General features: G+C 72.6%; 17 protein-coding genes. 8 read left to right on the top strand and 9 right to left on the bottom strand.

What is annotated here, in order from left to right; genetic code table 11:
- Positions 1–54: 54 nt before the first annotated feature.
- From ACZ60T_RS13075 to ACZ60T_RS13085, 3 genes are all read right to left on the bottom strand, one after another.
- A complete protein-coding gene (locus tag ACZ60T_RS13075; protein ID WP_365626826.1) occupies positions 55–741 on the bottom strand; it encodes a response regulator transcription factor in 687 nt (228 codons plus the stop codon).
- A 148-nt stretch (positions 742–889) separates the two neighbouring features.
- The gene (locus ACZ60T_RS13080; RefSeq protein WP_469665917.1) at positions 890–1,609 is read right to left on the bottom strand and encodes a CBS domain-containing protein; all 720 of its coding nucleotides are present in this window, start codon (positions 1,607–1,609) and stop codon (positions 890–892) included.
- 54 nt (positions 1,610–1,663) lie between these two features.
- Complete coding sequence (locus ACZ60T_RS13085; RefSeq protein ID WP_365626832.1) at positions 1,664–2,122, bottom strand: cyclic nucleotide-binding domain-containing protein; 459 nt, start codon at positions 2,120–2,122, stop codon at positions 1,664–1,666.
- Positions 2,123–2,291: 169 nt separating this feature from the next.
- On the opposite strand from ACZ60T_RS13085, the gene ACZ60T_RS13090 reads away from it, so the two are divergent.
- Positions 2,292–3,191 carry a universal stress protein gene (locus ACZ60T_RS13090; protein ID WP_469665918.1) on the top strand — a complete coding sequence of 300 codons (900 nt, stop codon included), beginning with the start codon at positions 2,292–2,294 and terminating at the stop codon, positions 3,189–3,191.
- Positions 3,192–3,230: 39 nt separating this feature from the next.
- On the opposite strand, the gene ACZ60T_RS13095 is transcribed toward ACZ60T_RS13090, so the two are convergent.
- Complete coding sequence (locus ACZ60T_RS13095; protein ID WP_365626838.1) at positions 3,231–3,686, bottom strand: pyridoxamine 5'-phosphate oxidase family protein; 456 nt, start codon at positions 3,684–3,686, stop codon at positions 3,231–3,233.
- 402 nt (positions 3,687–4,088) lie between these two features.
- Here ACZ60T_RS13095 and ACZ60T_RS13100 point away from each other — a divergent pair, with 402 nt between their 5' ends.
- Entirely contained in the window at positions 4,089–5,012 is a 924-nt protein-coding gene (locus ACZ60T_RS13100) for a carbamate kinase (RefSeq protein WP_365626841.1), read from the top strand.
- Between the two features lie 106 nt (positions 5,013–5,118).
- Complete coding sequence (locus ACZ60T_RS13105) at positions 5,119–7,500, top strand: phosphoketolase family protein (RefSeq protein ID WP_469665919.1); 2,382 nt, start codon at positions 5,119–5,121, stop codon at positions 7,498–7,500.
- A 52-nt stretch (positions 7,501–7,552) separates the two neighbouring features.
- Here ACZ60T_RS13105 and ACZ60T_RS13110 read toward each other — a convergent pair whose 3' ends face one another.
- On the bottom strand, positions 7,553–9,421 hold the full coding sequence (locus tag ACZ60T_RS13110) for a PAS domain S-box protein (protein ID WP_469665920.1): 1,869 nt from the start codon (positions 9,419–9,421) through the stop codon (positions 7,553–7,555).
- 226 nt (positions 9,422–9,647) lie between these two features.
- Positions 9,648–10,790 (bottom strand): site-2 protease family protein, encoded by a 1,143-nt coding sequence (locus tag ACZ60T_RS13115; protein ID WP_469665921.1) that lies wholly within the window; start codon positions 10,788–10,790, stop codon positions 9,648–9,650.
- Positions 10,791–11,142: 352 nt separating this feature from the next.
- Between ACZ60T_RS13115 and ACZ60T_RS13120 the strand changes: the two genes are divergently transcribed.
- Both ACZ60T_RS13120 and ACZ60T_RS13125 read left to right on the top strand, forming a co-directional pair.
- The gene (locus ACZ60T_RS13120) at positions 11,143–12,213 is read left to right on the top strand and encodes an alcohol dehydrogenase catalytic domain-containing protein (RefSeq protein ID WP_469665922.1); all 1,071 of its coding nucleotides are present in this window, start codon (positions 11,143–11,145) and stop codon (positions 12,211–12,213) included.
- A gap of 22 nt (positions 12,214–12,235) precedes the next feature.
- Positions 12,236–12,676 carry a pyridoxamine 5'-phosphate oxidase family protein gene (locus tag ACZ60T_RS13125; RefSeq protein ID WP_365626856.1) on the top strand — a complete coding sequence of 147 codons (441 nt, stop codon included), beginning with the start codon at positions 12,236–12,238 and terminating at the stop codon, positions 12,674–12,676.
- 24 nt (positions 12,677–12,700) lie between these two features.
- On the opposite strand, the gene ACZ60T_RS13130 is transcribed toward ACZ60T_RS13125, so the two are convergent.
- Complete coding sequence (locus ACZ60T_RS13130; RefSeq protein WP_365626858.1) at positions 12,701–13,135, bottom strand: DUF7144 family membrane protein; 435 nt, start codon at positions 13,133–13,135, stop codon at positions 12,701–12,703.
- Positions 13,136–13,294: 159 nt separating this feature from the next.
- Positions 13,295–13,735 (bottom strand): hypothetical protein, encoded by a 441-nt coding sequence (locus tag ACZ60T_RS13135; RefSeq protein WP_365626861.1) that lies wholly within the window; start codon positions 13,733–13,735, stop codon positions 13,295–13,297.
- A gap of 408 nt (positions 13,736–14,143) precedes the next feature.
- Here ACZ60T_RS13135 and ACZ60T_RS13140 point away from each other — a divergent pair, with 408 nt between their 5' ends.
- From ACZ60T_RS13140 to ACZ60T_RS13150, 3 genes are all read left to right on the top strand, one after another.
- Positions 14,144–14,953: a universal stress protein gene (locus ACZ60T_RS13140; RefSeq protein ID WP_469665923.1), complete on the top strand. Its 810-nt coding sequence runs from the start codon at positions 14,144–14,146 to the stop codon at positions 14,951–14,953.
- A 204-nt stretch (positions 14,954–15,157) separates the two neighbouring features.
- The gene (locus ACZ60T_RS13145; protein WP_365626867.1) at positions 15,158–15,880 is read left to right on the top strand and encodes a CBS domain-containing protein; all 723 of its coding nucleotides are present in this window, start codon (positions 15,158–15,160) and stop codon (positions 15,878–15,880) included.
- Between the two features lie 6 nt (positions 15,881–15,886).
- A complete protein-coding gene (locus ACZ60T_RS13150; RefSeq protein WP_365626870.1) occupies positions 15,887–16,477 on the top strand; it encodes an Rv1733c family protein in 591 nt (196 codons plus the stop codon).
- Positions 16,478–16,488: 11 nt separating this feature from the next.
- Here ACZ60T_RS13150 and ACZ60T_RS13155 read toward each other — a convergent pair whose 3' ends face one another.
- Positions 16,489–17,109: a CBS domain-containing protein gene (locus ACZ60T_RS13155; RefSeq protein ID WP_469666083.1), complete on the bottom strand. Its 621-nt coding sequence runs from the start codon at positions 17,107–17,109 to the stop codon at positions 16,489–16,491.
- Between the last annotated feature and the right edge of the window lie 5 nt (positions 17,110–17,114).

The raw sequence follows: 17,114 nt of genomic DNA on the forward strand, positions 1-17,114 counted from the left end.
CGAGTGGCCTCTCGCGGACCCTGATGACCCTAAGAGGGCTGGGTCACCCGGACGTCACCCGGAGACCGGCGGTTCGAGCTGGGAGGCGAGGACCGCGGCCTGTACCCGGCGCTGGACACCGAGCTTGGCGAGCAGGCGGGAGATGTGGTTCTTGACGGTCTTCTCCGACAGGTAGAGCTTCTTGCCGATCTCCCGGTTGGTGAGCCCGTCCCCGATCAGCGCCAGGATGTCCCGCTCGCGCGGGGACAGGCTGGCCAGTTCGGGCGCCATCGCAGGCTGCTCGGTGGTGTCCGCGCGCAGCGAGCGCATCAGCCGGGCGGTCGTCGCGGGGTCGAGCATCGACTGCCCGGAGGCGACCGTGCGCACGGCCGAGAGCAGGTCGGAGCCCCTGATCTGCTTGAGCACGTACCCCGAGGCACCGGCCATGATCGCGTCGAGGAGCGCGTCCTCGTCGTCGAACGACGTCAGCATCAGACAGGCCAGCTCCGGCATCCGGCTGCGCAGCTCACGGCAGACGGTGATGCCGTCGCCGTCCGGGAGGCGGACGTCGAGGACGGCCACGTGCGGGCGCACCGCCGGGCCGCGGGCGAGGGCGTGCTCGACCGTGTCGGCGTCGCCCACCACCTGGATGTCGGGCTCGGCGTCGAGCAGATCGGCCAGGCCACGTCGTACGACCTCATGGTCGTCCAGCAGGAACACCCGAATCGGGTTCTGCTCGCTGAAGGTGCGTGCCTCGGCCATGAGGACCTCTCGTTTCCGGTGGAGAGCGGACTGCGGACCGCCCATGCCGCGATCATCACCTGCCGAGGACCGGAGGCACTAGGGCCGACCGGCCCCAACGGTACCTCGGTGCTTCCTCGCAGGTGCTCCCACCTGGGGCTGGTCCCGGCTACGCCGTCCCGGCCGCCTCGTCCGCGAGGTCGAACTCCACGTCCACGACGCCCTCCACGGCGCGCGCCAGCCGCGCGACCACGGGCACCAGCGAGGTGTCCTCGAGGTGGCCGCCGAGGGTCACGACGCCGTCCTCCACAGCGACGCTCACGGCCGAGAGCGGCGCGGGGCAGTAGGACCCCAGCACCCGCCGGACCTCCTCCGCGATCTCCTCGTCGCCGCGCAGGAACACCTTCAGCAGATCGCCCCGGCTGACGATGCCCTCCAGCATGCCCACGTCGTCCACGACGGGCAGCCGCTTGACCCGGGCGCGTGCCATGGTCCGTGCCGCCTGCGCGAGCGTCGCGTCCGCGCGGACGGTGACCGCCGGGGCGGTCATCAGATCGCCCGCCGTCACCGCGTCGGCCTTGGCGAGCGGGGTGTGGCCGTGCAGCCGGGCGAAGGGGCTGCTCTCGCTGCTCGCTCCGGAGTCGTCCGTCCCGGATCCGGCCGTCCCGGACTCGACCAGGTCGGGCTCGCCGTCGCGGACCCCCTCCTTGGGCAGCAGGTCGGCCTCCGACACGACACCGACGACGCGGCCCTCGCCCTCCAGGACGGGCAGGGCGCTGGCCTTCCAGTCCTGCATCATCCGCACGATCTCCTTGAAGGACGCGCCGCGCCCGATGGCGGCGACCGTGTGGGTCATGACGTCGCTGACGATGAGCGGACCGCCGTGCATGACATCTCCTCGCCGTACCTCACGTACGGATCGCGTACGAATCGACCGGCTGCGTCAGCGCCCGCTGCCGTACGGGGCGTAGAGGTCCAGCAGCCGGGTCCGGGCCGAGTTCAGGCGGTGGGCGACGATACCGCCCACCCACTGGGCGACCGCGAGGCCGAGGACGGGGTCGTCGTCGCACATCGAGCGGATCGCCGCCCCGTCGAACTCGTACGCCCGTACCGGCGTCGTCGCCTCGGCGCCCATGTGCCAGGCGTGCGGGGCGAACAGCCAGGACCAGCCGACGAGTTCATCGCGGCCGAGCGTCTCGATGACGGCGGCGCGACGACCGGGCACATGCATGTCGAGGTCGACCGTGCCGGTGCGGATGATCCAGAAGCGGTCCGCGCGCCCTCCTTCCTCGAACAGCCGCGCTCCCTGCGGGAAGGACACTTCACGGGCGGTGTGCATCAGCCGCTCGCGGTGCTCGGCGGGCAGCGCGCGCAGCATGCTGGTCGTCGTCGGAGCGTTCATCACTACCTCCTGATGCATCGGGACCCGACCTCTTCAGCGTGTCCCCGCGCCCCGGCACGGGCCATGGGCCACCCGGCCCCTCCTGATGAGTCTGTGCGGCCCTGCACACGGAGCCGTACCGTGAAGGAGGCTCGACCACGGAAGAGCCTGCACACAGGAGGTGCGCCGCATGGTCCGGTACGTCACCGCGGGGGTCGACGAGTCCGACGAGAGTCTCGCCGCCGCCCACTTCGCCGCCAGGGAAGCCGTACGCCGGGGCAGCACGCTGCGTCTCGTGCACGCCTGGCTGCCGCAGCCGAGCCCCGCCCTGGAGGTGGAGCCCACCTGGCGCGCGCTCGCGGAGCAGACCCTCGAACGGGCGGTCCGCAGTGTCCGTGCCGCGCGTCCCGAGCTGCCGCTGGAGGAGGTGCTGACGGGCGACGCCGCGGTCACCGCCCTGCTCGCGGCGGCCGAGGACTCGGAGGTCCTCGTCCTCGGCTCCCGCGGGCTCGGCCCCCTCACGGGGTTCGTGGTCGGCTCGGTGTCCCAGCGCGTCGTCGCCCGGTCCCCGCGCCCGGTGGTGCTCGTCCGCGCCGGGGAGACCCTCGTCGACGAACACCTGCCCGCCCCGGACGGCATCTCCCCCCACGAGATCCCCGAGATCCCGTACCTCGACGTCGTCCTCGGCCTGGACGTCGGGCAGCCCGCCGACGAACCGATCGGGTTCGCCTTCGACGCCGCCCGGCGGCGCGGCACCGTGCTGCGCGTGATCCACGCCCACCGCACGCCGGCCCACGTGGCCATCGGCCGTACGGGCCCGGCGCCCGAACCGGAACCGCTCGCCGAGCAGGAGCACTCCCTCGTCGCGATGCTGCGCCCCTGGCGCGAGAAGTTCCCGGACGTCCCGGTGACCGAGACCGTCATCGAAGGGCGGCCCGCCGTGGAACTCGTCCACGCCTCCGCCCGCGCCAGCCTCGTCGTCGTGGGGCGCCGGACGGGGGAGGTGCACCTCGGTGCGCACGTCGGTTCCGTCGTGCACGCCCTGCTGCACCACGCCGAGTGCCCGGTCGCCGTCGTCCCGCACGCCTGACCGGCGGCGGGGCGGCCTCAGCGGTTCGGGGTCAGGGGGTCATTCCCCCGGGGGCGGGCAGAGCCGGACGCCGGTGACCAGGTCCGGGCGGATCCGGAACGTGTGGTCCATGGTCCCGTCCACCCAGGGGCTCAACACCGAACGGAAGTAGGACAGTTCGTCCGGATCGGTCACCGGGAGCGCGTAGCCGGTGACCACGACGCTCCAGCCGAGGTGGGTGACCGGGTCGATCGAGTCGGCCTCGTAGGCCACCACGACACCCCGGCCGTCCGTCTCCCGGGCCCGGGAGGTCAGGGCCGCGCCCTCGTGCGTACGGATGACCAGCTCGCCGTCGTGCAGGACGTGGTTGACGGGACGGATCGTCGGCAGCGCGTGCCGGGTGAAGACGAGCCTGCCGAGGGACACCTCCCCCAACAGCCGCAGCGCCTCCGCGGCGTCGATGCGGACGCTGTGACGGGGCTTCACGGCGGCGTGGTCGGGGTTCTCGGTGTGCATGGCAGTCTTCCGTCGGGGCCTTGCCTCAGTAGGTCTCGCGGTCGGGGCGGCTGCCTCGCGCGACGGGCGGAGCGGCCTCCATGGAACGGCGTGTGACCCTGCTCCGGTAGGGCCGAACGGCCCTAAGGCCAGGGACGCACGGACCGTTCCGCAGGTGACGGGGGCGCAGAAAGATCGTGTCCAGGACCGGCTCCTCGTGCGGCCGTCCCCTCCGCACCCGGCCGACGCCCGTGCCCGCCGGGGCACGGGGACGGCGGCGCCCGGCGGCCACCGGCATCCCGGAGGGTCTGTTCCGAGTCGCCGCCCTCCGGACGAACGGCGGGCGCCTCGGAACAGGCCCCCCGTGAAGTCGACGCGCTCGCTGTCCGCCGTCCCCGCCCGTTCCTCTGGAGGACTGAAACCATGCGCATCGTCGTCGCTCTCGGCGGCAACGCCCTGCTGCACCGGGGCGAGCGCCCCGACGCGGAGGTGCAGCGGTCGAACATCGACCGGGTGTCCACCGCCCTCGCGGCACTGGCTCGTGATCACGAGATCGTCATCACCCACGGCAACGGCCCGCAGATCGGTCTGCTGGCCGTCGAGAGCGCCGCCGACCCCACGCTGCGCGCCCCCTATCCGCTGGACCTGCTCGGCGCGCAGACCGAGGGCCTCATCGGGTCCCTGCTGGTCCGCACCCTGCACAACGCGCTGCCGCAGCGCCGGGTCGCCGCGCTCGTCACCCACACCGTCGTACGGGCGGACGATCCCGCCTTCCGCCGGCCGTCGAAGTTCGTCGGCCAGGTGTACTCCCCGGAACTCGCCCGGTCGCTCGCGCGTCGGCACGGCTGGCACATCGCCCGTGACACCACGGGCTGGCGGCGCGTCGTCGCCTCGCCCGCGCCCGAACTGGTCCTGGAGACCGAGACCATCCGTGACCTGCTCACCGCGGGCACGCTGGTCGTCTGCGCCGGAGGCGGCGGTGTGCCCGTCGTCGCCGACCCCGTCACCGGGGCGCTGAGCGGTGCGCAGGCCGTCATCGACAAGGACCTCACCGCGGCGCTGCTCGCCGAGGACCTGAGGGCCGACTTCCTGCTCATCCTCACCGACGTCCCCTACGTCTACGAGGGCTACCGCACCCCGGACCAGCGGCCCGTCATCGACATCACCCCCACCGAACTGCGCGGCGGCCGGTTCCCGGACGGTTCGATGGGCCCCAAGACGCAGGCGGCGGCGCAGTTCGTCGAGCGCACCGGGGGCCTCGCCGCGATCGGCGCCCTCGACGCGGCGTACGACATCGTCCACGGCAGATCGGGCACGCTCGTACGGCCCGAACTGCCGGTCGGCTGAGCAACTGCCGGTCGGCTGTACGTCGGAAGGCCGACGTACGCCCCGTATGGCAGGCTCGGACACCTGCCGTGCCCGATGAGCACCGTCGACGACTTGTGGAGTCACCATGGCCAAGGCCGAACACCACCGCGGCACCGCACTGACCGACGAGGAACTGCGCACCCTGGACGCCCACTGGCGGGCCGCGAACTACCTGGCCGCCGGGCAGATCTACCTGCTGTCCAACCCCCTGCTGACCGAGCCGCTGCGGCCCGAGCACATCAAGCCGCGACTGCTGGGCCACTGGGGCACCTCACCCGGGCTCAACCTCGTGTACACCCACCTCAACCGGGTCATCAGGACGCGCGGCCTCGACGCGCTGTGCGTCTGGGGCCCCGGACACGGCGGGCCCTCCGTGCTCGCCAACTCCTGGCTGGAGGGCAGCTACAGCGAGACGTATCCGGACATCACCCGCGACGCGCAGGGGATGGCCGGACTGTTCCGGCAGTTCTCGTTCCCCGGCGGCGTCCCGAGCCATGTCGCGCCGGAGGTCCCGGGCTCCATCCACGAGGGCGGTGAACTCGGCTACTCCCTCGCCCATGCCTACGGCGCCGCCCTCGACAACCCCGATCTGGTGGTCGCCTGTGTGATCGGCGACGGCGAGGCGGAGACCGGACCGCTGGCCGCCTCCTGGCACTCGAACAAGCTCCTCGACCCGGTCCACGACGGCGCGGTCCTGCCGATCCTCCACCTCAACGGATACAAGATCGCCAACCCGACCGTGCTCGCCCGCCTCCCCGAGCCCGAACTCGACGCGCTGCTGCGGGGATACGGCCATGTGCCCCTCCATGTCACCGGCGACGACCCCGCCCAGGTCCACCGCGCCATGGCGGAAGCCCTCGACACCGCGCTGGACCGCATCGCCCTGCTGCAACGCACCGCGCGCGAAGGGGAGATGAAGGGCCGCGCGCCCTGGCCGATGATCGTGCTGCGCACCCCGAAGGGCTGGACCGGACCGGCGGAGGTGGACGGCAAGCCGGTCGAGGGCACCTGGCGCGCGCATCAGGTGCCGCTGCCGGGGGTCCGCGAGAACCCCGAGCATCTACGGCAGTTGGAGGCGTGGCTGCGCTCGTACCGGCCCGAGGAACTCTTCGACGCCGAGGGCCGCCCCCGCCCCGAGGTCCTGGCCTGCGTCCCCGCGGGCGCCAAGCGGCTGGGCGCCACCCCGCACGCCAACGGCGGCCTGCTCGTCCGCGATCTGCCCGTCCCGTCCCTGGACACCTGCGCGGTGCCCGTCGACAAGCCCGGCGCCACCCTGCACGAGCCCACCCGAGTCCTCGGCGACCTCCTCGAACAGATCATGCGGGACACCGCGGTCCGGCGGGACTTCCGGCTCGTCGGTCCGGACGAGACCGCCTCCAACCGGCTCCAGGCCGTCTTCGACGCCAGCGGCAAGGCCTGGCAGGCAGAGACCCTGCCGGTCGACGAACACCTGGACCGGCACGGCCGGGTGATGGAGATCCTCTCCGAACACCTCTGCCAGGGCTGGCTGGAGGGCTATCTGCTCACCGGCCGCCACGGGCTGTTCTCCTGCTACGAGGCGTTCGTCCACATCGTCGACTCGATGGTGAACCAGCACATCAAGTGGCTGAAGACATCGAGGGAGTTGACGTGGCGCGCCCCGATCGCCTCCCTCAACTACCTGCTGACGTCGCATGTGTGGCGCCAGGACCACAACGGCTTCTCCCACCAGGACCCGGGCTTCGTCGACCACGTCCTCAACAAGAGCCCCGAGGTCGTCCGCGTCTACCTGCCGCCGGACGCCAACACGCTGCTGTCCGTGGCCGATCACGCCCTGCGCAGCCGGGACTACGTCAATGTGATCGTGGCCGGGAAGCAGCCCTGTTTCGACTGGCTCTCGATGGACCAGGCCCGCGTGCACTGCGCGCGCGGCGCCGGGATCTGGGAGTGGGCCGGCAGCGAGAACGGCGGCGAGCCGGACGTGGTGCTGGCCTGCGCGGGTGACGTACCGACCCAAGAGGTGCTCGCCGCCGCGCAGTTGCTGCGCCGCCACCTCCCCTCCCTCGCGGTCCGCGTGGTCAACGTGGTCGACATGACGCGCCTGCTGCCGCGCGAGGAACACCCGCACGGCATGACGGACTTCGAGTACGACGGCCTCTTCACCACCGACAAGCCGGTCATCTTCGCGTACCACGGCTACCCGTGGCTGATCCACCGCCTCGCCTACCGCCGCACCGGTCACGAACATCTGCATGTGCGCGGCTACAAGGAGTCCGGCACCACCACCACGCCGTTCGACATGGTGGTCCGCAACGACCTCGACCGCTACCGGCTGGTGATGGACGTCGTCGACCGCGTACCCGGCCTGGCCGTGCGCGCCGCGGACGTACGCCAGCGGATGGTCGACGCCCGCACCCGCCACCACGCGTGGATCCGCGAGCACGGGACGGACATGCCGGAGGTGGCGGACTGGTCCTGGGACGCGTGACGCACCCCTTCAAGTCCCGCACCTCTTCAAGTCCCTTACACCTTGAGGGCGTTCACACCTTGAGGCTGAACCACGTCGTCTTCCCGCCGTCCGTGGGCCGTACGCCCCAGTCGTCGGCCAGCGCGCGGACGAGGAGCAGGCCACGCCCCGACTCCTCGTCCTCGGCCGCGAGGCGCGGCTCGGGCAGATGGGGGCTGTGGTCGCTGACCTCGACGGTGAGATCGGTGTCGGTACGGCACACGTGCAGACCGATCGGGCCCTGCGCGTGCCGCACCGCGTTGGTGAGGATCTCGGAGAGCAGCAGCCGGGTGTCGTCCCGCACGGCCGCGCACCCCCAGGCGTCGAGCGTCCGGTCGAGGAAGGCACGGCCCGCCGGTACGGACTCCGCCGCCGCGGGCAGTTCCGCGCCGGCCGTGGCCAGCGGGGCGGCGGGCAACTGCGTCAGCAGGAGCGTGACGTCGTCGTGGCCGTCGGCGTCGGGCAGCATGGTCGCGAGGACATGGTCGGCCACCGCCTCCAGATCGGGGGTCGCGGTGGCGAGCCGGTCGAGGGTGGTGACGAGCTGGCTCACCTGGTCCTCTATGTCGCTGCCCGGGGTCTCGACCAGACCGTCCGTGTAGAGCACGAGGGTGGCGCCCGGCGCGATCGTGGCGCGGCGCTGCTCGTAGATGACACCGCCGACGCCGAGGGGCGCGTTCACGGGAGCGGGGAGCGTGCGGGCGCCCTCGCCGGGGACGGCGACGAGCACGGGCAGGTGCCCGGCGGAGCAGATCGTCACCTCTCCCGCGTCGGCCGCGATGATCAGATAGCAGCAGGTCACCAACTGGTCCGGGACCTCGAGATCGGCGACGACGGTGTCCAGGGCCTGCATCAACTGACGTGGCTGCAACCCCGTCTTGGCCAACGCGTGCGAGGCGGACCGGAGTTGGCCCATGACGGCCGCCGCCTCCAGCCCGCGGCCCATCACATCGCCGATCAGGACGCCGACTCGCCCCGCGCCCAGCGGGATCAGATCGAACCAGTCGCCGCCCACCCCGGCACCCTGGGTCGCGGGCAGATAGCGGCTGGCGGTGGCGAGGCCGGGGATGGCTGGCGGTGTGCCCATGAGGCTGCGTTGCAGTGTGAGAGCTATGTGCCGCTGCTGCTCGTACAGCTCCGTCAGCTCCGCCTCGGCGCGCTTGCGGTCGCTGATGTCCCGGACGATCGCGCACGCTCCGACGACCTCGCCGTCCGGAGCGCGGGTCGGCCACAGGGTCACATCGACGTCCAGCATTTCACCGGAACGAGTGACGCGCAGTGTCTCGAAGTGCTCGACCTTCTCCCCCTGGCGCAGCCGCTCGAGGAGCGCGGTGATCTCGTCCCCCCGGTCGGGCGGCGCCAGGATCGACACATGGCGCCCCAGGGCTTCCTCCGCCGTGAACTCGTACAGCCGCTGGGCCGCCGCGTTCCAGTACGTGATGCGGCCGTCGAGGGTCTTGGCGAGGATCGCGTCCTGCGAGGACTCGACCAGCGCGGCCAGCTCGTTGATCCGCTCCTCGGCCGCCTTGCGTTCGCTGACGTCGCGTACGGCGGCGGAGACGAGGAGGCCGTCGGAGGTCTCCAGGGGGCTGAGGCTGATCTCGACGGGGAACTCGGTGCCGTCCTTGCGTAACCCGTACAGGTCGAGTCCGGCGCCCATGGGCCGTACCTGCTGGTTGCGGGCGTACGCGCCCCGGTGGGCGGTGTGGTGGGCGCGGAAGCGGCCGGGGACGAGGAGTTCGACGGGGTGGCCGAGGAGTTCGTCGCGCCGGTAGCCGAAGAGCGCTTCCGTCTGGGCGTTGACGAGCCGGATCGTGCCGGTGTCGTCGACGATGACCATGGCGTCGGGCGCCGCCTCCAGCAGCCCGCGAAACCTTTCCTCAGCGGCGCCCGGACCGCCCACGCCGATCGGGGCACCACACCGGCACCTCTGCTGTCCCACCACGTGGGTGGGACAGGGCACTGTCTCGGCCACGTCGCTCACTTCCCCTCCCGCCCCCCGGCTCACCGACAAGACGCGCCATCTCAGCGCAACCGAGGTGCCCGCGCAAGGGGAACGTCGGTTTGATACCCCACATCGCCCGAACCTGTCCGCCCACGGCGAGCGGGGCGATCACTCCGGTTCCGTCTCAGCCTTGCGTGCGGCCGGCCGCGGTCAGCCAGGTCACGATCCGGCCGATGTCGTCGCGGGTGACGATGCCGATCAGCCGCCCTTCCGCGTCGAGGACGAGCGCCCTGCGGTCCGTGCTCGCGTCCAGGCGCGGCAGCAGGTCCATGACCATGTCGTCGGGGCCGGTCGTCTCCACCTCGGACAGCGGGCGCATCACGTCACCGATCGTGGTCGTCGCGCGCACCTGCGGGGGCACGCGGTTGATCAGCTCGACGGTCACCAGCCCCGCCACCCGGCCGTCGGCCGACTCCACCGGGAACGCGGGGTGCCGGTAGCGGCCGTACGGGGCCTCGGCCAGGAACTGGGCGACGGTCACCGCGGCCGGGAGAGTGACCGGGGAGTGCGTCATGACCCGGCTGACGGGGATGCCGTGCAGGACGCCCCGCAGCTCCGCCTGACGGGCCTCGGCGGTCGCGGCGGCGATGAGGAACCAGCCCACCAGAGCCGCCCACAGCCCCGAGAGACTGCCGCCGAGGAGCACGGCCGCGAGCCCGGCGGCCACCATCAACCAGCCCAGCGCCCGCCCCGCGGCCGAGGCGCCACGGGTCGCCCGCAGCCGGTCTCCGCTGCGATGCCACAGGAACGAGCGCAGGATCCGTCCGCCGTCGAGCGGAGCCGCGGGCAGCGCGTTGAAGACCGCCAGCAGGATGTTGATCGCGGCGAGCCAGGCCACGGCCTCCACCACCAGACCCGGCACGCGCAGGGCGTCCAGGCCCACCGCGAGACCGGTGAACACCCCGCCCAGGAGCAGACTGGTGAGCGGCCCCACCGCGGCGATCCGCAGCTCCGCGCCCGGCGAAGGCGCCTCGTTGCGCAGCCGGGCGGCACCGCCCAGCATCCACAGCGTGATGCCGTCGACCTGCACGTCGTTGCGGCGCGCGACGATCGCGTGCGCGAGTTCATGGGCGAGCAGCGAGGCGAGGAACACCAGCGAGGTCAGCACGGCCAGCGCCCAGTAGGCCGCGGTCGACTGCCCGGGGTGGGCCAGCGGGAAGCGCCCGCGCGCCAGCCCGAGGGCGATGAGCACGACGATGACCAGCACGCTCCAGTGCACACCCACGCGCACACCGGCGATCCGCCCGAGGGACACCGTCTCGTTCACCGCACGCCCCGCCTTCCGCCTTCCGGTGCCGCGCCGACAGAGCCGTACCTCGTGGTCCCGCGCGTGCGGGCGCGCCGGTACGGCGACACGCGCCCCGCTCTCCCATTGCACCGCGCCCCGGTGCCGCCCGCCCGTCGTTCGCCCGGCGGGCAGGCGTACCGGCCCTGGACCCCGTCCGGCCGGGTGATGGGGGCCGACCGGCCCAAGCGCGCCACCGGGTGCTCGGACAAGCTGGACCGTGCAGGGCAATCCCGGCGTCGCGCCGAAGGCCCGGCCCCACCGGCGTTCGGCGGCGCTCCGTAGCGAAGCCCGAGGAATTCGGGGCCCACGGGGAGAGGAAGGGGAGACCGTCATGAAGGGCTATGTCTTCCACGGCCCCGGACAGTCCGCCTGGCAGGACGTGCCCGACGCCACGATCGAGGAACCCACCGACGCGATCGTGCGCGTCGACGTCGTCACCCTCTGCGGTACGGACCTGCACATCCTCAAGGGCGACGTGCCCGACGTGCCCCCCGGCACCGTCCTCGGGCACGAGGCGGTCGGCGAGATCGTCGAGACCGGCCGGGAGGTGCACGGCGTCCGGCCGGGCGACCGCGTCCTGGTCTCCTGCATCACCGCCTGCGGCCGCTGCTCCCCCTGCCGGGAGCGGGCGTACAGCCAGTGCCGCGGCGGCGGGGGCTGGACCCTCGGCCATCTCATCGACGGCACCCAGGCCGAGTACGTCCGTGTCCCCTTCGCCGACCTCTCCGTCCACCCGCTGCCCGGCGCGCTGGAGGCCAAGGACGCCGTGCTGCTCGCCGACATCTTCCCCACCGCCTTCGAGGTCGGGGTGCTGGGCGGGCGGGTGCGGCCCGGGGACTTCGTCGTCGTGGTGGGGGCGGGCCCCGTCGGGCTCGCGGCCATCGCCACGGCCCGGTTGCTCTCCCCGCGGCACATCCTCGCCGTGGACCTGGCCACGCCCCGGCTGGAGGCCGCCAGACAGCTCGGCGCCGACGCCGTGGCCGACGCCCGCGAGGCCCCCGAGGACCTGGTCCGCGACCTCACCGACGGGCTCGGCGCGGACGTGGCCATCGAGGCGGTCGGCGCACCCGAGAGCTTCGAGCTGTGTACGTGCCTGGTGCGCCCCGGCGGGCATCTGGCCAACGTCGGGGTGCACGGCAAGCCGGTCACCCTCCATCTGGAGTCCCTGTGGAGCAGGAACCTGACGCTCACCACCGGGCTGGTCGACACCTCCTCCACCCCCACGCTGCTGCGGATGGCGGCCGCCGGCCGACTGCCCACCGCCTCGCTGGTCACCCACACCTTCCCGCTGGACCGGCTGGAGGAGGCGTACGACGTCTTCGCCCATGCCGCCGAGACCGGCGCGCTCAAGGTGGTCCTGGGCGGCGAGCAGCACGAACTCGTCGCGGTTCAGCCCGCGTAACCGACGGAAGACGGACTGGCACATGTACCCGAACGACGGATTCCGCGAACTCGAACGCGCCGAGTGCCTGCGCCTGTTGGCGAAGGTCCCCGTCGGCCGTATCGTCCACACGCGCCAGGCCCTGCCCGCGGTCGTGCCGCTGAACTTCCGTCTGGACGACGACGGTTCGGTGGTGGTGCGCATCTCGGCGCGCTCGGAGCTGGTGCGCGCGATCGACGGTTCGGTGGTCGCCTTCGAGGCCGACGAGATCGATGTGAGCGCGCAGTCCGGCTGGAGCGTGGTCGTCACGGGCGCCGCCGAGGTGGTGACCGACCCGGCCGCGTGCGCGCGACTGGCCCGGACCGGCCCGCAGTCCTGGGCGCCCTCGCCGCAGGAGGTCTTCGTACGCATCCGGCCCGAGTTGGTGACGGGTCGTCAACTCGTGGGCGGGCGAACCCTGTACGGGGTGGATCTGCCCTCCTGAGCCGCGCGCGAGCACCGAAGGAGGTCAGCGCCGTCCCAGGTTGAAGTCGGGAGGGAACCTGCTCAGTACCCAGATGGTGATGAGGTCCAGGGCCATCACGCTGATCGACCACAGCGGATAGTGCGGGATGAACATGAACTGGGTGATCAGGCTCACCGCCGCCGCGGCCACACCGGCACCCCGGCCCCATGCCTTGCCGGTCAGGACGCCGAGCCCCGCGACGATCAGCGCGACACCGACCACGAGATGGATCCAGCCCCAGGCCGTCAGGTCGAAGCGGTACTCGTACGGGGGTGTCCCGCCGTACAGGGTGTCGCGTGCGACGGCGGAGACGCCCTGGAGGAGGCTGAGCACACCGCTCAACTCCAGCATGAACCCGGCGAACCGGTACACCCCGTGCACCCGACCGGGGTCGGCGGGCGCCGGGCCCGGTCGCGCTCTGCCTGGCGTCTCTGTCATGCCGCCACCTTCCTGAACCGTGCGGCCCTCGCCGCACACCACTGTGTCGGCCGCGCTGCGCCGACAGACACAGGCGCGGATCCAGCCTCGCCCGGCTCTCCGCGTGCCGCGACCTCACGAACCCGTCCGGGTGACGCGGCGGCAGAACGGCCCGTCGGCTCAGTAGCGTTGGGCCTTGACGAGGCGGGGCGTCAGCGGCGGTTCGGCGGGCTGGCGGGTGAACGCGACGGGCTGCGCCTTGTGGCCGGGCGCGAGGTTCTCCGCACCGACGTACTGCGTCTCCAGCACCCGGCCGTCCGCGTTCTCGAAGTCGATCTGCACGGCGTAACTGGCCTTGTGGTGGGTCTTGTTCATGATGGTGACCAGCACCGCGAGCACGCCCCCGGTCTGGGACTTGGGCAGGCCCTTCATACTGACGTCGGCGTGCGCGTTCCCCCCGCCGTGCACATGCGAGAGTTCCTTCTTGGCGGCCGCGGCGGCGTGGGCCGACTGGGCGGACACCGACGCCTCGAACTCCGATGCGCGGGCCTCGGCGGAAGAGGCCCTCGCCTTCGCGGAGGAGATCGCGGCGGACGCGGAGGAGGCCAGCGCGGACGGCACTTCCCCGCTGAACGATGCCGTGTTCGGGGGAGTGGGCCGCTCGGTGGGCGAAGGGGCTTGACCGCCATGGGCGCACCCGGTCAGCGCAACGGCCGCAAGAGCGCAGACCACAGCGGCCGACAGCGGAGCGCGAGGGCGCGGTGGGGGAGTGCGGACCGAGGAACGGCAGGGCATGGGCTCTTCCTTCGGGCAGGGGCACGTTCGAGACCAATCGTCGGTGCTGTGCCGCCACCCCGCGACTCGACCGCCGTCACCCTCGTGAGGTGGTCCGCGCGGTCCTCAACAGGAGGGCGCGCGGCCGTCGTACGCCCGGCCCAGGGCCGATCGGCCGCACATCGGGACCTGCGGGCCCTGCTGTCCCGGCCCCCGGAACAGCACAGTGAGGGTGTCATCGAAGGAGGCCCACTCATGTCCCCTGCCGTCGCCGTCGGTCTGGACGGTTCGCCCGAGAGCCTCGCCGCGGTCGACTGGGCCGCTCGTGAAGCGCTGCTCAGCCGAGCGGAGTTGAGGATCGTGCACGCCGGGGACCAACCCCCGTACGACCACGAGTCGGTCCCTCGGCCCGCGCACCTGCTGCTCGACGTCCGGGCCTCGCTGATGGACCGTCACCCCGGTCTCCCGGTCGCCGTCCACCAGGTCCCCGGACCGGCCGCCGCGGCCCTGTCGGCCGTCGCGGACGAGGCCCGGCTGATGGTGCTCGGCACACGCGGGCCGGGCCGGGCGGCCGGGCTGCTGCTCGGTTCCGTGGCCCGCGCCGTGGTGGCCCGCGCCCAGCGCCCTGTCGTCCTCGTACGCGCCGGATTCGCCGCCACGGACGAGGACATGGCCGATCCTTCCGCCGCCGCGGCCCCGCACGACGACGTCGTCGTCGGGCTCGACCTCCGCGATCCGCACGACGCGGTCCTCGGGTTCGCGTTCGACGCGGCCTCCCGCCGGGCCGTGCCCCTGCGCGTCGTCCAGGGCCGCAGACACCCGGCGGACCGTGTCACCGTCACCGCCCTGCGGGCCTGGCGGGAGAAGTTCCCCGACGTCGAGGTCATCGAACAGTGTGTGATCGGCACGGCGGGCTCGCATCTGGCGGACGCCTCCCATGACGCCTCACTGGTCGTCGTGGGCCGCAGAAGGCGCCCGGCGCCGGTCGGCCCGCACATCGGCCCCGTGACGCACGCGGTACTGCGCCACGCGGTGGCGCCGGTCGTGGTGGTCCCGCACGAGTGACCTGCGACCCCGGGGGCAGCGGGGCTACGCTTGCCGGACGCCGCCTGTTCGAACGAGAGCCGGTCGGAACGCGGGGCGGGGCCACTCGGCCCAAGCTCCCGCCCGGTCGGTGCCCCCACGCTGGCTTCCCGAGAGCACCTGATCCCCCACCGCCCCGTCCCCCACCGCACCTGTCCCCCTCTGAGCCCCACCGGAGGACACACCATGCACCGCACCCCCCACCTCGTCAGCGATGTCATGACCAGTGAGGTCGTCGCGCTCCGCCGCACCGCGACGTTCAAGGACATCGTCAGGGCCATGCGGCAGTGGAAGGTCAGCGCCGTGCCCGTCCTGGAGGAGGACGACCGGGTCGTCGGGGTCGTCTCCGAGGCCGACCTGCTCCGCAAGCAGGAGTTCCGCGACGTCGAGGACGCGGACCTGCCCCGGACCCGGGTCCGCTCGACCGAGCGCCTCACCGCCGAGTATCTGGAGCGGCTCGCCCACCTCGCCAAGGCCGACGCCGTGACCGCCGGGGAGTTGATGAGCGCGCCGGCCGTCACCGTCCGTGCCGACGCGACCGTGGCCCAGGCCGCCCGCACCATGGCCCGCGCCAAGGTCAAGCGGCTGCCCGTGGTCGGCGACGACGACGCGCTGCTGGGCATCGTCAGCCGCGTCGACCTGCTCAAGGTGTTCCTGCGGGACGACGAGGACATCGCCGAGGAGATCCGGTACGACATCGTCGCCTCCCTCGTCCCCGCCCCGCTGGAGCCGGTCCGGGTGGAGGTGCGCGACGGCATCGTGAAGCTCACCGGCCGGGTCCGGGACACCTCCCTCGTGCCCGTCGTCACCCGCCTGGTGCGAGGCGTCGAGGGCGTGGTGGACGTGGACTGCGCGCTCATGGGCCCGCCCCGCCGCCCGGACCTCGATCCCGACCTGGCAGAAAGGTGACGGCCGATGCGGATGACACCTCGCAGGACGGGTGCGATATGGCTGTGGCGGTGGCGGGCCAATCCGCTCAGGCGCCGCAGTGACCGTGTGGAGGGCTGGATCGTCCTCACCACCTGGCTCGTCGCTCTCCTGACCGGGGTGCTCGGCGGCCTCGCGACGACGGTGGCGGTGGAACACGGGCTCGCCGCGCGCCGCGCCGGGACGCACCGGGTGACGGCCGTACTCACCCAGGACGCGGCGACCGGCGCGCAGGCGGAGGCCGTCTACACCGACGGCGGTGCGTGGGCGAAGGTGCGCTGGAAGGCCCCGGACGGCTCCCCGCGCACGGCCGTGACCCGGGTCGACCCCGACCTGACGGCGGGTGCCCCGGTCACCCTGTGGACGGACCGCTCCGGCGAGATGGTGCCCCGCCCGGCCACCGCGGAGCAGACGCGGACCGAGGCGAGGCTGGTCGGCGCGCTGGTCGGGCTCAGCGCCGCGGGCGGCGTGCTGGTCTGCGGGCGGCTGGTCCGCGCGCGCCTGGAACGGCAGCGCATGGCGGACTGGGACCACGAGTGGGAGCTGGTCGAGCCGAGGTGGCGCCGGACGCCCGGCTGACACCCAGCGGTTCACCCCTCGCCGGTCGGCGAGATATGGCAGTCCACGTCCACCACGCCCTCCACGCCCCGTACGAGGCGGATGGTCACCGGGATCAGGGCGGCCTCCCGGATCGTGCCGGTGAGGGTGACGACGCCCTCGGTGACGATGATGTGGACGGGTTCCACGGGCGCGGGGAAGAGGACGTCCACGATGTCGCGCCGCACCTCGTCGGCGATCTCCTTGTCCGGCCGCAGGAACACCTTGAGCAGATCCGCGCGGCTGACGACGCCCTCCAGCATGTCCTGGTCGTTGACCACCGGAAGCCGTTTCACCTTGCGCTGGGCCATGATGCGGGCGGCCTGGGCGAGGGTGCTGTGGGCGTGGACGGTGATCGCGGGTGAGGACATCAGGTCCCCCGCCGTGAGCGCCCCGGCCTTCGCCAGGTCCGACATACGCCGAAGCTGGGTGTGCCGGTCCGGGTCGCTGTCGCGGAACTCCTCCTTGGGCAGCAGATCGGCCTCGGAGACGACACCGACCACCCGGCCCTCGCCCTCCAGTACGGGAAGGGCGCTGACCTGCCACTGCTCCATCAGCCGGACGACGTCCTTGAACAGGGCGTCACGGCCGACGGCGACCGCGGTACGCGTCATCACGT

Source organism: Streptomyces sp. NPDC104371 (genome assembly GCF_055583785.1).

Coding starts and splice junctions, on each gene's coding strand:
- ACZ60T_RS13075 (WP_365626826.1), bottom strand. CDS start 741: ATGGCCGAGGCACGCACCTTCAGCGAGCAGAACCCGATTCGGGTGTTC.
- ACZ60T_RS13080 (WP_469665917.1), bottom strand. CDS start 1,609: ATGCACGGCGGTCCGCTCATCGTCAGCGACGTCATGACCCACACGGTC.
- ACZ60T_RS13085 (WP_365626832.1), bottom strand. CDS start 2,122: ATGAACGCTCCGACGACGACCAGCATGCTGCGCGCGCTGCCCGCCGAG.
- ACZ60T_RS13090 (WP_469665918.1), top strand. CDS start 2,292: ATGGTCCGGTACGTCACCGCGGGGGTCGACGAGTCCGACGAGAGTCTC.
- ACZ60T_RS13095 (WP_365626838.1), bottom strand. CDS start 3,686: ATGCACACCGAGAACCCCGACCACGCCGCCGTGAAGCCCCGTCACAGC.
- ACZ60T_RS13100 (WP_365626841.1), top strand. CDS start 4,089: ATGCGCATCGTCGTCGCTCTCGGCGGCAACGCCCTGCTGCACCGGGGC.
- ACZ60T_RS13105 (WP_469665919.1), top strand. CDS start 5,119: ATGGCCAAGGCCGAACACCACCGCGGCACCGCACTGACCGACGAGGAA.
- ACZ60T_RS13120 (WP_469665922.1), top strand. CDS start 11,143: ATGAAGGGCTATGTCTTCCACGGCCCCGGACAGTCCGCCTGGCAGGAC.
- ACZ60T_RS13125 (WP_365626856.1), top strand. CDS start 12,236: ATGTACCCGAACGACGGATTCCGCGAACTCGAACGCGCCGAGTGCCTG.
- ACZ60T_RS13130 (WP_365626858.1), bottom strand. CDS start 13,135: ATGACAGAGACGCCAGGCAGAGCGCGACCGGGCCCGGCGCCCGCCGAC.
- ACZ60T_RS13140 (WP_469665923.1), top strand. CDS start 14,144: ATGTCCCCTGCCGTCGCCGTCGGTCTGGACGGTTCGCCCGAGAGCCTC.
- ACZ60T_RS13145 (WP_365626867.1), top strand. CDS start 15,158: ATGCACCGCACCCCCCACCTCGTCAGCGATGTCATGACCAGTGAGGTC.
- ACZ60T_RS13150 (WP_365626870.1), top strand. CDS start 15,887: ATGCGGATGACACCTCGCAGGACGGGTGCGATATGGCTGTGGCGGTGG.
- ACZ60T_RS13155 (WP_469666083.1), bottom strand. CDS start 17,109: ATGACGCGTACCGCGGTCGCCGTCGGCCGTGACGCCCTGTTCAAGGAC.